Annotated in this window: 15 protein-coding genes; 6 read left to right on the top strand and 9 right to left on the bottom strand. The window is 62.4% G+C overall.

What is annotated here, in order from left to right; genetic code table 11:
- Window positions 1–169: 169 nt before the first annotated feature.
- The 6 genes from H2LOC_RS08085 to H2LOC_RS08060 all read right to left on the bottom strand — a co-directional run bounded on the left by H2LOC_RS08085 (window position 170) and on the right by H2LOC_RS08060 (window position 5,202).
- On the bottom strand, window positions 170–1,099 hold the full coding sequence (locus H2LOC_RS08085) for a hypothetical protein (RefSeq protein WP_246207075.1): 930 nt from the start codon (window positions 1,097–1,099) through the stop codon (window positions 170–172).
- Window positions 1,100–1,391: 292 nt separating this feature from the next.
- A complete protein-coding gene (gene infC, locus H2LOC_RS08080) occupies window positions 1,392–1,919 on the bottom strand; it encodes a translation initiation factor IF-3 (RefSeq protein ID WP_136495935.1) in 528 nt (175 codons plus the stop codon).
- A 203-nt stretch (window positions 1,920–2,122) separates the two neighbouring features.
- Window positions 2,123–2,365, bottom strand: a complete 243-nt coding sequence (locus H2LOC_RS08075) for an FmdB family zinc ribbon protein (RefSeq protein WP_136495934.1) — start codon at window positions 2,363–2,365, stop codon at window positions 2,123–2,125.
- A 214-nt stretch (window positions 2,366–2,579) separates the two neighbouring features.
- Entirely contained in the window at window positions 2,580–3,794 is a 1,215-nt protein-coding gene (locus H2LOC_RS08070; RefSeq protein ID WP_136495933.1) for a patatin-like phospholipase family protein, read from the bottom strand.
- A gap of 38 nt (window positions 3,795–3,832) precedes the next feature.
- The gene (locus tag H2LOC_RS08065) at window positions 3,833–4,285 is read right to left on the bottom strand and encodes a hypothetical protein (protein ID WP_136495932.1); all 453 of its coding nucleotides are present in this window, start codon (window positions 4,283–4,285) and stop codon (window positions 3,833–3,835) included.
- Window positions 4,286–4,593: 308 nt separating this feature from the next.
- Complete coding sequence (locus H2LOC_RS08060; RefSeq protein ID WP_136495931.1) at window positions 4,594–5,202, bottom strand: hypothetical protein; 609 nt, start codon at window positions 5,200–5,202, stop codon at window positions 4,594–4,596.
- Between the two features lie 87 nt (window positions 5,203–5,289).
- On the opposite strand from H2LOC_RS08060, the gene H2LOC_RS08055 reads away from it, so the two are divergent.
- From H2LOC_RS08055 to H2LOC_RS08045, 3 genes are all read left to right on the top strand, one after another.
- Complete coding sequence (locus tag H2LOC_RS08055; protein ID WP_162009723.1) at window positions 5,290–5,871, top strand: DUF2975 domain-containing protein; 582 nt, start codon at window positions 5,290–5,292, stop codon at window positions 5,869–5,871.
- A gap of 2 nt (window positions 5,872–5,873) precedes the next feature.
- Window positions 5,874–6,137, top strand: coding sequence for a helix-turn-helix domain-containing protein (locus H2LOC_RS08050; protein ID WP_136495929.1), 264 nt, complete (start codon window positions 5,874–5,876; stop codon window positions 6,135–6,137).
- A 125-nt stretch (window positions 6,138–6,262) separates the two neighbouring features.
- Window positions 6,263–7,408, top strand: coding sequence for a serine hydrolase domain-containing protein (locus H2LOC_RS08045; protein ID WP_162009722.1), 1,146 nt, complete (start codon window positions 6,263–6,265; stop codon window positions 7,406–7,408).
- A 117-nt stretch (window positions 7,409–7,525) separates the two neighbouring features.
- Here the strand turns inward: H2LOC_RS08045 and H2LOC_RS08040 are convergent, their stop codons facing one another.
- The gene (locus tag H2LOC_RS08040) at window positions 7,526–8,218 is read right to left on the bottom strand and encodes a GyrI-like domain-containing protein (protein WP_136495927.1); all 693 of its coding nucleotides are present in this window, start codon (window positions 8,216–8,218) and stop codon (window positions 7,526–7,528) included.
- A 102-nt stretch (window positions 8,219–8,320) separates the two neighbouring features.
- Here H2LOC_RS08040 and dapF point away from each other — a divergent pair, with 102 nt between their 5' ends.
- The 3 genes from dapF (at window position 8,321) to H2LOC_RS08025 (ending at window position 11,716) form a co-directional block, all read left to right on the top strand.
- A complete protein-coding gene (gene dapF, locus H2LOC_RS08035; RefSeq protein WP_136495926.1) occupies window positions 8,321–9,187 on the top strand; it encodes a diaminopimelate epimerase in 867 nt (288 codons plus the stop codon).
- Window positions 9,184–10,386: a tRNA (N(6)-L-threonylcarbamoyladenosine(37)-C(2))-methylthiotransferase MtaB gene (gene mtaB, locus H2LOC_RS08030; RefSeq protein ID WP_246207073.1), complete on the top strand. Its 1,203-nt coding sequence runs from the start codon at window positions 9,184–9,186 to the stop codon at window positions 10,384–10,386. The genes dapF and mtaB overlap by 4 nt, the downstream gene beginning before the upstream one ends.
- A gap of 655 nt (window positions 10,387–11,041) precedes the next feature.
- Complete coding sequence (locus tag H2LOC_RS08025) at window positions 11,042–11,716, top strand: TerC family protein (protein ID WP_136495924.1); 675 nt, start codon at window positions 11,042–11,044, stop codon at window positions 11,714–11,716.
- 49 nt (window positions 11,717–11,765) lie between these two features.
- Here the strand turns inward: H2LOC_RS08025 and H2LOC_RS08020 are convergent, their stop codons facing one another.
- Window positions 11,766–12,623 (bottom strand): tetratricopeptide repeat protein, encoded by an 858-nt coding sequence (locus H2LOC_RS08020; RefSeq protein WP_136495923.1) that lies wholly within the window; start codon window positions 12,621–12,623, stop codon window positions 11,766–11,768.
- 110 nt (window positions 12,624–12,733) lie between these two features.
- Window positions 12,734–12,976, bottom strand: a complete 243-nt coding sequence (rpsU, locus tag H2LOC_RS08015) for a 30S ribosomal protein S21 (protein WP_136495922.1) — start codon at window positions 12,974–12,976, stop codon at window positions 12,734–12,736.
- Window positions 12,977–13,185: the final 209 nt, after the last annotated feature.

Here is a 13,185-nt window from a genome sequence, read left to right as displayed (position 1 = left end):
CGCTTCCTTCAATCAGGCTGGGGCTCGATCCCTTGAGATAAAGGGCGCTCGCCCTCTGAACCAATCCCGCGGCGCGAGTCGGGCTTGCAGCGGCCAAGCGATGCGATCCGCGGGCCAATCGCAGAACGAGGTTTTCCCGGATTATGCGGCGAGGCGGCGGGGGGCTCGGCTATCTCTTGCTGCGGCCCGGCTTGCGCGGGGCAGGCTGGTCGTCCGCGGCAAGATTGGCCGGCAGCTTGACGCCGGTGGCGAGCTGCGTGCCGAGCGTAAGCGCCCGCGCTTCGGTGACGCGCAACGCGCAATAGCCGAAGTCGGACTCCTGAGCGTAGCTGCGGCATATTTCCTCGCGGCGCGAGGAAAAGCCCGCCTGCTCGCGCACGAGCAGTTTGCGGACGATCTTGTCGGTTTTGTTCTTGTCGTAAAGGGCCTGGAAATCGGCGCGGACGGTCTTTTCAACCCGGGCGCGCTGGTTGAGCATTTCGGCAGCGCGCTTGGGGTCGGTCAGTTCGGCTCCCGGCACGCCCCAGAGGCCATTGGGGTCGGCCCGGCAATCGGCGGCCTTCAGTTCGCAGGCGCCGCCTTCGTTGACGACGAGAACGGCGCCGTCCAGCACCTCCAGCGTGAAGGGGCAGGCCGGGAAATCGACCTGATAACGTCGCAGTCCGCCCTGGTTTTCTCGCGGCGACAGCTTCAGCGGCGTGCCTGCGACGTCCACGCGGCAGCTTTCGCCCGAACGGGTGATGCTGTCGCCGCTCAACGTCAGCTTGGCGACCTGGAGTTCGCCGGCCGGGCGCTGCAATTCGATCAGGCTGCGCGATCCGTCCAGCCACAGCTGCTTGCCGGCGACGCTGTCCTCGCTCGGCGGCTTCGGCGCGATAGCCGGCCCCGAGGCCCCCTCGGAGGAGGCCCTCGGGCGCTTCTTTTGTGCGGGCTTGGCCTGCGTCTCGACGCCGACTGCGACCGAGCCCTCTTCCGCAGGCGCGACCGCTCCCGGAAGTGCGAGCTGCGCGCGGGCGGCGGAGCTGGTCGACAGCGCCAGCAGAGTGGCCAGAACCGCGGCGCGCCGCCAATGAGGCCTGTGGGAACCAGGGTTCGACATAAATCGCCAGCCAGAGTGAGGCGCCGTCCGCTCCAACGCCGCCGAAAGCAGCGTCCCGGCGCCTAGCGCGCTTTCCGATCGGACGGGATCGTCCGATCGATCAGAAATCGCGCCGGATCAGACAGTTGGAGCGCATTCCTATCGCAAAAGCATATCAGCATTTGCGGAATGCGCTCTAGCGCGCTTTCCGATCGGACGGGATCGTCCGATCGATCAGAAATCGCGCCGGATCAGACAGTTGGAGCGCACTCCTGTCGCAGGAGCATATCGGCTCCCGCGAAAAGAATGCGCCCTAGCGCGGCGACAGGACCATGATCATTTGCCGTCCTTCCATCGAGGGCTCGAGTTCGACCTTGGCGATGGAGGCGGTTTCGGCCTTGACCCTCGTCATCAGACGGTAGCCGAGGTCCTGGTGGGCGATTTCGCGGCCACGGAAGCGCAAGGTGACTTTGACCTTGTCGCCTTCCTCGAAGAAGCGGCGGGCCGCCTTCATCTTGGTGTCGTAGTCGTGGTCGTCGATGCCGGGGCGAAGCTTTATTTCCTTGACCTCGACGATCTTCTGCTTCTTGCGCGCTTCGGCTGCGCGCTTCTGTTCAAGGAAACGAAAACGGCCATAATCAAGAATTTTGCAAACCGGCGGCTGCGAATTCGGATCGATTTCGACGAGATCCAGCCCCCCTTCCTCGGCTAGGCCCAGGGCGTCGAGGAACGGGACAATGCCGTGGTTTTTTCCTTCGGAATCGATCAGTCGCACTTCTCGCGCGCGAATCTCCCTGTTAATTCTGGGGCCTTCCTTGGTGGGGGCCGCAGAGCTCTTCACTGGACGGCGAATGGATGTTCTCCTCTTGATACCGCCAAAGCTTCTGGCGTAAGCAAATGATCTTCTGAACGCCCCACGCGAGGCGCCAAGCTGCGCGCGGCGCAGGCTTCTTGCGCCGGTAGCATCCCATTATTGCGCGCCTTGTCAACCGCCGAACGCGTCATGCAAACCGAAAATTCGGGACTGTGTCCCCGGCGTATGGCTCAGGCGGCGTCGCCGAAGGCAGGGCAGCCCGCGCCGCACGGCGCTCCGCCGTTCATCGCCGCGCAGCTCGCCGGCGCGCCCGCGGCGTCGCTCGGCCCGCCCGGAGCGGGTTTTGCGATGAGGGACATCTGCCGCTCCAGCTTCTCGCCTCCGCATTTGGGGCAGGCGGGCGTCTCATCCGAGCGGACCAGAGTTTCGAATTGATGCGAGCAATCCGAGCAAGCGTAAGCGTAAATCGGCATGGGGCCTCCGGGGTTGCGATCTTGCGGTTATCGCGCCTGGCGCGTCTCCCGACCCGATGGACTCGTCCGGTCGATGAGAAATCGCTCCCGATCATATCGTTGGCGCGGATTTTTATCGCAAAAGCATGTCTGCTTTTGCGAAAATGAGCGCCGGACGCCCGCGGCGCAAGCCAGCCTGACCGCGGCGGACCTGCAGCCGAACGGGCGGCGAAAGTTACTTCTCGCTTTTCTGGAATCCGGGCGGCGCATGTTCCCAGGGATAGCCCTTCGCCGCCTTGTCATAGCCGTAGCGGTAAAGCGCCCTCATATAGGTCGGATCGAAATCCTCGGGATGCGGCGCCTGGAAGTCGTCTTCCATATAGGCGAGGTTATAGGTTCCGCCGGCGCGCATGGTGACCATATACATGCGATAGAGATCCCCGACGCCATTGTAATTGATGAGCGTCGACACCGCTTTCCCGGCGATGGTGAGCGTGTTTTTTTCCACGTCGCTCCAGGTGGTGTTCAGGCGGCCGTTGCGGATGATGTAGGAGTTGACGCCTTTTCTCCGATAGCCGGCTTTCTCCAGCACTGCGCGGGTATTGAGAGTCGGCGGGACGAGAAAGGCCTGGCTGACGGCGCCGCCGTCGACGTGCATTTCCTGGTAGGAGACGCCTTCGGCTTCCACATCGAACATCACGGGCGGGAAAGCCGCGGGAATCGAGGCGGACGCAAGCATGATATGCCTTACGAGATCAAGCGCTTCCGGGCGGCCGGTCGCCGCAATGGCGCCGATGTTCCAGAGCACGGGGCGGCCGGCGTCGAGATCGGTGGTCTGCAGAAGCAGTATCCGCCCTTTGTCGTATTCGGCCGCGATCCTGGCGAGAACCGTCGCGTCGATATGGCGCGAGATCGTCTCGTAGAGCGGGTGACTGTCGGACAGCGCATCCTGCGCCAGCGCCGCGAAGGGGGCGAAGCGCTTTTCATAGACCATGGCGGCGTCGATATGGGTATAAACGTCGGTCAGCGGCTCGTCGTATTCCGGACCGAGGAAAGCGAAAGGCGCGATCAGCGCGCCGGTGCTCACGCCCGTGACCAGTTTGAACTGCGGCCGATCGCCATGCGCCGTCCAGCCGACCAACAGGCCGGCCCCGAAGGCGCCATTGTCGCCGCCGCCCGAGAGCGCCAGCATATTCGCCGTGGGCAGGGTTCCGCCCCGGGGGACGCCGTTCAGTTTCGCCTCGCGGACCAGCGCGCGTTGCTGCTCCGCCGCCATCGCCGCCGGTTCGTCGACGTAAAATCGCCCGTTCGGAATGCCGAGAACGGTCGCCTTGCGCCATTCTGCTGCCGGCGCCGGCTTTCCTCTGTCGGTGGAGGAACAGGCCGACAGCAGCAACATGGCGAAAGCCGCGGCAAGGAATGAAAATCTGGGGGTCTGCGAAGCCGTCATTCCGATACTCACCAGTTACATACGAGCCGCGATCTCGCCTAACTTTGCGCAGGGGCGCGAGCCACTCCGATCGCCGCATACAGGAAGGCCGTCGTCAATCCGAACAGAATAAGGCCGTTCATCGCCTCGATCGCGCCGAGCAGTCGCCACCTTTGTGCAAGAAAAATCTCCGCGTGGCCATAGCTCGTGATTGCGTTCAGTGAATAAAGAATGGCTTCGCCGGGATCCGGGAGGGCGCCGACCAGCACATAAAGCGCGGCCCAGGCGCTCGCCTCGATCCCGTGAAGCAGCGCCGCGCCCAATCCGATCAGGGCCAAAGGCGCAATATACTCGGGGAGGCTCCGCAGCACCCTGCGCCCGCGCGGGCGGCGGATCAGCTTCTTTTCCATCATTACGAACATGTAAATATGAAAAGTGATCGTGATGACGAGCAGAGGCAGTCCCCAGACCCAGTCGAACGCCCAATACATGGTCCAGCCCCTAGTGCGCATTTCGATCGACGCAAATCTCGCCGCTTCGAATGGTTGGAGCGCATCCTTGCCGCAAAAGCACATCGGCTTTTGCTGAACGCGCCCTGGATCGCTCTGCCTTCTGACCAAATCGCCCGAATGTGGATGAGGCGATCACATTCCCGAGAGTCGAAGCAGCCTCAGGCGAAAAACCGTTTTTGGTTCTCTCGCAGCGCCCTCCAGCTGCTGTTTGGAACGACTTTAGCGGAAAATCGGGAATTTGGACCGGCTCTGGTTCAAAGGCTCGTGATTCTCGCCGCATGTTGCAAAGCTGCAACATCCTTGCGCTTTCAACGCGTTCTCGCCTGACGTCCGGGGCAGGGCGGGAGAAATTCATTCAGTTCGGTTTCGTCTTTGGCGCTCTGGCGGACGTCGAGCCCGGAATTGAGAGGCAGCCAGCCGGTTTCGTCGTCAGCGTGGATGAAAACATCGATCGGGATGGGGCCGGCAGCAATATCCTCGCGCCGGCAACCGAGATTTCCGGCAAGGTGAATGCGGCCGCGCGTTTTCGCGCCCTCCGCTTTGAGGCGCGCCGTCTCCTGCTGCGCGGCGCGCGCCGCCGCGAGACTCGCGGGCGTAAGCTCGATAACGGCGAGCGATTGCGGTCCGCCCGCCTTTTCAAGCGCTTCGACATCTGAAGGATGCGCCGCTTTCTGCAACCGCAAGGCCACTGTCCTCGCCTCGGATTCGTCGTCGCCGTCGCGCCAATATCTCACTTCGAGCGTGGCCCTCTCCGGCGTCGCCATGGTCCAGGGCGGACCGCCGAGCGCAAATCGGGTCTGCGCCAGATCGGCTGTCGCAATATTGAAGTTGCGCAGCTTCCATTGGGTGGCGATCGACGGGCCATTGCAGGCGGAGACTGCGAGCAACAGGGGAAGAGCCAGAAGCGGGCGCATCATTGCCTCATATCATCCTCTATCTATAATTTAATGTTTGACATGAAAAAATAGTTTGTCAATATGAAGCCATTGCAAAAGGAGAAACCAATGGCCATGCGTGACCCCGACATTCTCGCACCCTTGCAGAGCCAACAAGTCCTGCGGGAAAAGATCGGTTGGATCTGCCAAGGCGCCCGTTACGCCGCGATCGTCTATGCGTTGTGGGTGATCTTTCTTCAGGCGAGGTACTGGTCGGATCTTTCGGCGATCAACGCTGGTTATGGCCGGCTCTTGCAAAGGGATCTATCCGAAATCGGCGCCTGGCAGCAGGCGGGCGCCTTCGGGGTCAACCTCGTCATCTGGCTGTTCGTCGCTTACGCCTGCTACAGCGCCTGGCGTCTGTTCAGCTTCTATCTCGAGGGCGAAATCTTCTCGCTCGCGGCCACGAAATGGCTGCGGCGGCTCGCCACTTTCGGCATCGCGGCGCAGGCGCTGGCGATTTTTACGCGGCCGCTTGTTTCCGTGATCCTCACGCTGCATTTCCCGCCGGGTCAGCGGCAGCGCATATTAAATATATTCATCCAGCCCGACGATCTCGCGATTTTGTTGCTGCTGCTCGTTCTGCTGACGCTCGCGCATATACAAAAGAGCGCAGCCGAGATCGCGGACGACCACGCGCAGTTCGTCTGACCATGCCGATAATCGTCAATCTCGATGTCATGCTGGCCAAGCGCAAGATGCGTTCGCGCGATCTCGCCGCCAGGATCGGAATCGCCGAACAGAATGTCAGCCTGCTGAAATCCGGCAAGGTGAAGGGCGTGCGCTTCGATACGCTGGAGAAGATCTGCGAAGTTCTCGACTGCCAACCAGGCGATATTCTCGAATACAGGTCCGAGAAAACGACGGAGGATGGGCAGGAGAACGCCGCAACTCCTCCGGCTCCACCAAGTCGTTGATCTGCACGAGTGCAAGTCAGCATCCCAGCAAGCTGCATTTCGACCCAGTGCGGCAACGAATATACCAAAACACGCTACTGATATGAGGATTCTTCTTGCGGAACAAAGTATGCGAGCTCACGTTCTTGAGCCTGGCGTTTTTTTCCCGATTGCTCGGGTCCTTCCCGCGCATATCATTGTCTTTTTTGACGCTTTCCTTGCTTCAGGCCTGCACTTCAATTCCAGAATTGAAGCCTGCGGCGGGCCTTGGCGAAGTTCTGAAATTTCTTGCTGAAAAACACAATATTTGCGGCGTCGCGGTCGCAGTCGTCAGGGCGGGAAAAGTTGAGCAAACCGAGACCGCTTCAGCCTGCCGAGGCCTTTCGCCGATAGACTCGAATAGCATCTTTCAAGCCGCGTCTTTGAGCAAACCCGTATTCGCCTATGTCGTTCTCAAAATGGCGCAACAGGGAAAAATTGACCTTGACGCCCCTGTAATGCGTTACCTGCCGCAAGGATATTTTTCCCGGCCCTATCCGTTCCTGTCAAACTTTGACGCCAAAACCAGTCCGGTTACCGATCCGCGGTTGAGCGTCACAACGGTGCGAATGCTCCTAAACCACACGTCCGGCCTTCCAAATTGGAGCGACGGTCCACTGGGGTTTGACTTTACGCCTGGTAGTCATTGGCAATACTCAGGAGAGGGTTACGTGCTATTGCAACGCGCTGTCGAGGCTATCACGCGAACTCGGTTGGATGTGTTGATGGACAGCTACGCGCTCCGGCCACTCGCCATGAACGACAGCAGTTATGTTTGGCGATCAGAATTCGAGGGGCATTTTCAGCGCGGCGACAACGGCCAAGATAACTCCACCTTGACGTTCTCCGAGCCGATTGCGCCGGCGACGCTCTATACCAGCGCAAAGGATTATGGGCGTTTTATTGCCGAAGTTGTCGCCGACAAGAATCTGATCAGGACCACTTTGGCATCCGCGGTTCCGGTCGATGAGAGCCTTCACCTCAGTTGGGGCCTCGGTTGGGGGATTGAGCAGACTGCAAACGACACTCTGATTTTTCAGTGGGGCAACAATCCCGGTTACAGAGCCTTCGCCATTGCATCGGCAAAAACTGGAGACGGTCTCGTGATCCTGACCAACAGCGAAGACGGGATGGCTCTCGCCGAGCCCATCACGAAGTTTGTTTTGCCGGGCGAGCATCCAGTCTTTAGATTTTACATGTTGCAGGAAGGCGTCGCCGGCGTTCTCTGCGCGACGCTAGGTGTTTGTCCGTAGAGTAATCGGAACGAACAAGAAGTCTATTATCTCGTAGCACAACCTATGCCGCCAGTCTGAAATAAGAGCAGACTGGCAGCTTATAAAATCGCCGCGTCCCGGCTGCAGGCCATCGCCTCACTTCACAAAGACATAAATGTCGACGTCGACATTGGCGTCTTCGGCGGGGTTGAGGTCAGTCAGATATTCCTCGATGAACAGATTCTTGGTGTCGAGGCCTTTCTCGTCGAGATAGGCGGTGATCGCCTCATAGGTGGCGTCGATCTCGTCATAGGAGCCGCGGTGCTCGAATTTGAGCGCCTTGCCGTCGGGCGAGGAGCCGATCTCGATCCCCTCGGCGAGCTTTGTCTTGCCGTCCGGGGCCTTGGCCAAAGGCAGCATGGCCTGGAACTGGAACCCGTTGTCGTCGGTCTTGGTGAAGACCGCGAGGGGGCGGCCGCTCGCCGCCAGTCCGGCCTTCCGGGCCGCTTCGGTCACTTTTCCTATGCCGTCGCTGAGCACTTTGGCGGCGTCGTCCCATTTGCCCTCGCCCTTGATCATGAGAACCGGGCGCGCGGGCACCTCGACCATCTGGCTCTGCACGCTTTCCGCTGGCGATTCCGCTTCGCCCTTGTCGGTCGGAGCCGACTTCTCTTCCGGCTTTTCGGGGCCGGCCGCGGTCGTGGGGGCGGGGGCAGCGGGGAAGAATTTCTTTTGCACGAAAAACGCGCCGACCGAGAGCAAAAGCAGCAGCGCGCCGACGAAACGCCAGTGGCCCGCGAGACGGCGCAAAGTGGACCGAAAATCGTTGAACTCGTCGAGAAAGCCCATTGATGCGTCCTTATGTCTTTCCCCCACTCTGGCGCGCGGGGGGCGCTTCTTCTATACAGGAGCGGCTTGACGTTTTCACCGGCAAATCAACAAACACGGGCAATGACCCATAAGCTCGACCGTCGTCCGATCCTGCGCATGAACGGAATCGGAAATGAAATCCTGGTGCTGGATCTGCGCGGCTCGGACATCGTCCTGGAGCCCCAGGAGGCGCGCGCCATCGCGCGACAGCCCGGCCTGAAATTCGATCAGCTCATGGTGTTGCACGACCCTCGCGGCGAGGGCGCCGACGCGGCCATGCGAATCTACAATATCGACGGCTCGCTTTCCGCCGCATGCGGCAACGGAACCCGCTGCGTCGCCTATGCGCTCGCCCGCAACGGCGGCCCGGAGCGGCTGCTGCTCGAGACCGACGCCGGGCCGGTTCGAAGCCGGCGCGAGGCCGAGACGGTCTTCACCATAGACATGGGGCGCCCGCGACTCGCCGCGCGCGAGATTCCTCTTTCGCGCGATGTCGCCGACACCACGGCCGTAATGGTGGAGCCTAAGGTCCAGGGCGCGCCGAACTTCTTTTGCGCCGTCAACATGGGCAATCCCCATGCGGTGTTCTTCGTCCCGGACGCGGCTGCGGTGGATCTGGAAACGCTCGGTCCGGCGCTGGAGCGCCATCCGCTTTTTCCCGAACGCGCCAATATTTCCTTCGCCCAGCTTCTTACCGGCGAGACGATCCTGCTGCGGGTCTGGGAGCGCGGCACGGGCGTCACCAGGGCTTGCGGCTCCGCCGCCTGCGCCACTGTCGTCGCTGCGGCCCGCACCGGGCGGGCGGGGCGCAAGGCGGTCGTAAAGCTGCCGGGCGGCGATCTCGCCATAGCCTGGGGCGAGGACGATCACGTCCTGATGACCGGCCCCGTCGAATTCGAATTCGAGACCGAACTCGACGCCTCCATGTTCGAGGAATGCGCCGCGTGAAGGCGTCCGCGCCGGCGGTCGACGTCGTCACTTTCGGCTGCCGGCTGAACATCGTCGAATCCGAGGAGCTGGCGCGCCAGGCCCGCGCCGCGGGCGAGAGCGATCTCGTGATCGTGAACACCTGCGCCGTCACCGCCGAATCCTCGCGTCAGGCGCGCCAGAGCATCCGCCGCCTGCACCGCGAGCGGCCCGACGCCAAAATTATCGTGACCGGCTGCGCCGCCACCATCGCGCCTTCGGATTTCGCCGGGCTGGAGGGGGTCGCGCGGGTCATCGCCAACGCCGACAAGAGCCTCAACGCCGGCGAGAGCAGCGCTTGGAGCGCCGCCCGCGCCGCCACCGCGAGCGAAGGCACGCGCGGTTTTCTTTCGGTCCAGAACGGCTGCGACCATCGCTGCACCTTCTGCGTCATTCCGTTCGGTCGCGGTCCTTCGCGCTCGGCGCCGCCGCCGGAGGTTCTTCAAGGCGCGCGAGGACTGCTGGAAGCGGGCAAGCGGGAGATCGTTCTGACCGGGGTAGACCTCACCTCCTATGGCGCAGACCTTGGCGACGGCGTCACGCTGGGGCGTCTGGTGCGACTGCTGCTGAAGGAATTGCCTGAACTCGAGCGTCTGCGCATTTCCTCCATCGACTGCATCGAGGCCGACCCCGATCTCGTCGCGGCCATCGCGGAGGAAAAACGGCTGATGCCTCATCTGCATCTCTCCCTGCAGGCAGGCGACGATCTGATTCTGAAGCGGATGAAGCGACGCCATTCCAGCAGCGAGGCGGTTCGCTTTTGCGAGGAACTGCGCGCGATGCGGCCCGACATCGTTTTCGGCGCCGATTTCATCGTCGGATTCCCCACCGAGACCGAAGCGATGTTCCGACGCACGCTCGACCTCGTGGAAGAGTGCGGATTGACGCATCTTCACGTCTTTCCTTTTTCATCCCGTCCGCAGACTCCGGCGGCGCGAATGCCTCCCGTGCGCAGCGAGGAGATAAAGGAGCGCGCCGCGCGGCTGCGCGCGTTGGGGGAAGAGCGGCGGAAGGCGCATCTTTCCGCTCAGCATGGCAAGACGCTGCGCCTTTTGACCGAGCGGGGCGGCGCCGCCCGCGCGGAGGATTTCACCCTCGCACACACCCCCGGCCTGCCGCCGGGCCAGATGCTGGATCTGCGCGTGAGCGGCGACGACGGCAAAGCGCTGCTGGTGGTGTAGGGGAAAATCGTTTCGCCATTCGGCGGCATTCCGTGGCCTGAAAATAAAGAGACCGCCAGCGGGCGGAACGCTGACGGCTCCTATCGTTCGACGCGGGTGCTGCGGCTAGAGGGAAAGCCGCTCGCTGCCGATCAGGACGACTTGCGCATCAGGATGAGAGCGCCGCCGACGACGATCGCGATCATCACTCCCGGAATGAGGTAACCCATGACTTCCTCCCGTGTTTCGCCTCTTCGGGCGTTAATGGCGTCGGGCGCTGGGTGCGTCTCAACGCAACATGCAGCTTTTCGGAGCTTTGAAACTTTGTCAAGCAGCCCAGAAGAGCTCCGTTTTGCGGGACCTCCTTTCGCTGGCGCAGCAAAAGCAGTAATATTAAACGGCTCTGGACGTCTTTCTGCGCTCTCCCGGCGTGTCGCGTGGTCTGGCGTCCAGGGACGCTCTTCGGGATCGCGAAAACGAGAAATCGCGCTGGCGGTCGGTAGAGTTCAACTCCGACCCGCCGCCCGATCGACTTCTGAATGCGCTCAACCTTGTGATTTCTCCTCGACGGAAGACCCGTCTGGCGGATGAGCGCCGTAGCGTGCGCCGGTCGTTTCTTTCTACCCACGGACTGCGGGCAGCCGGCGAAGGCCCCGTTCGAAACGGAAAACCATAGATGTCCGGCTACAGCCAGTTTGCCTTGGAAATCCTCGAGATTATCTGGATCAATATTCTGCTTTCGGGGGACAACGCCATATTGATCGCGCTGGCGTGTCGCCATCTTCCCCCGCAGACGCGCCGTTGGGGCGTGATCCTCGGCGCGCTCGGCGGCGTTGTTCTGCGCATCATCTTCACGCTCGTCATTGTCCAGCTCATGGCGGCGCCGCTGCTCAAGGTCATCGGCGGACTGCTGCTGCTGGGCGTAGCCATAAAGCTGCTGGTCGACGAAACCGACCACTCGGGCGTCGAGGCAAAAACAGATCTCTGGGGCGCCGTCACGGCCATCGTGGTCGCCGATGCGGTGATGTCTCTCGACAATGTGATCGCCATCGCCGCGGCCGCGCAGGGGCGCATGGAGCTGATCGTTTTCGGCCTCACCGTATCGGTGCCCATCGTCGTGTTCGGCGCGGGCGCCTTGCTCAAGGTGCTCGAGCGCTTCCCTGCGCTGGTCTGGGCCGGCGCGGGCGTTTTGGGCTGGGTTGCAGGCGAGATGGCGGCGAGCGACGCCATATGGAGCCATATGGGCCTGGAGGAGGCGAAGTTCGAGACCTTGAGCGCGGCGGCCGGATGCGTGTTCGTGCTCGCCGTTGCCGCAGCGGTGGAGTGGCTTCGCGCGCGCCGCGCGGAATGAGGAGGTGTTTTTGCGCGACGCGCCGCCTCTCCGCGGGGGAGAACGGCCGTCAGCCGTGCGCGCCCTGCCGGGCGATGGGCTGGTTCGGATCGAGATTGAGCGAGCGCTGGTAGGATTCCTGAGCCTTGGCCCGATTGCCGCTGCGGTCATAGGCCAGACCGAGCCAGGCCCAGGCGACCGCGCTCTTGCTGTCGACATTGAGGGCGGCGTTGAAGTCTTCGATCGCCTTGTCGTATTTGCCCAGATTCACGAGGCTTTCTCCGCGCGCCTGATAGGGCGCCGCGGCGAAGGGATCGCGGTCGATGGCGTTGTCGAAGTCGCTGACGGCGCGGGCGTTGTCGCCGCGTTTCTGGTGTATCAGGCCGCGCGCATGGAAAGCCTGCGCGTTTTCGGGGTTCAGACGGATGGCGGCGTCGAGATCGGCGAGCGCCTGATCCAGACTGCCCTGCGCGCGCAAGAGATTGGCGCGGCCGATATAGGCCGGCGCGTGATTCGGATTGGCGGAGATGGCGCGATCGAAGTCTATCCGCGCGAGATCGTCGCGCTTGGTCTGGCGATAGGCCAGGGCGCGATTGGTGTAGGCCGCCGCGTTGTTGGGGGAGAGCTGGATCGAATGGGTGAAGTCGTCGATCGCTTCCGGGAAGCGGCCGGTGCGCGCATAGGCGACGCCGCGGGTATTATAGGCTTCGGCGCTGGAAGGATTGCGCCTGATGACGTCCGAGAGAGATTCGATATTGGCCGAGGCCGCCTTGGGATCGGTGTCCGAGACCTCGGCTATGCCGCGCCCGGGCGGCCGAATGCCGCCGGCGGTCTCGCATCCCGCCAGCGCGAGCGCCGCGAGGGCGCCGGCGCCGAGCAGGGCGAGCTGGGGAAATCTGCGGCCGGCCGCCAACAAACTCTCGCCCATGCCGACTGAACCTCCCCAACGATATCCATAAAACCGATTCGCCCCGGCGCGGCTCGTCAGGCCAAGCGGTCCGATGACGCGATATTTGGACCCGTAGGCTTAATCAATCGTCAACGGGCGGCGCCGAAAGCCGGCTTCGCCTTCATGGGCAGAAGGCCTTCGCGCTGCAGCTTCTTGCGGGCGAGCTTGCGGGCGCGGCGCACGGCCTCCGCCTTTTCGCGGGCGCGCTTCTCGGACGGCTTCTCATAATGCCCACGCAGCTTCATTTCGCGGAAGATGCCTTCGCGCTGCATCTTCTTCTTCAGCGCCTTGAGAGCTTGGTCGACATTGTTGTCGCGAACGAGAACTTGCACGAAGCGATCCTTGGTTGCAGCGGCCGGCGTGTTGCGGCCGGGGGCTAGAATGGAGGGAACAGTAAACCGGGCGCTGACGGAGCGCCTGATCCGTAGCAGCCGGCTTAACAGAATCGGGCCGCGGTGTCCATCCGGAATTAGGGTTTTGGGGCTCAAATGCCGGATCAGGGCCGCCAAAACCGCGGCGCTTGGCGGCGTCTGGCGGTTAT

The organism is Methylocystis heyeri (genome assembly GCF_004802635.2).
Classification (GTDB): Bacteria; Pseudomonadota; Alphaproteobacteria; order Rhizobiales; family Beijerinckiaceae; genus Methylocystis; species Methylocystis heyeri.
Note: the sequence above shows the minus strand (reverse complement) of the source record. Positions and strands in the feature narration are given on the sequence as shown.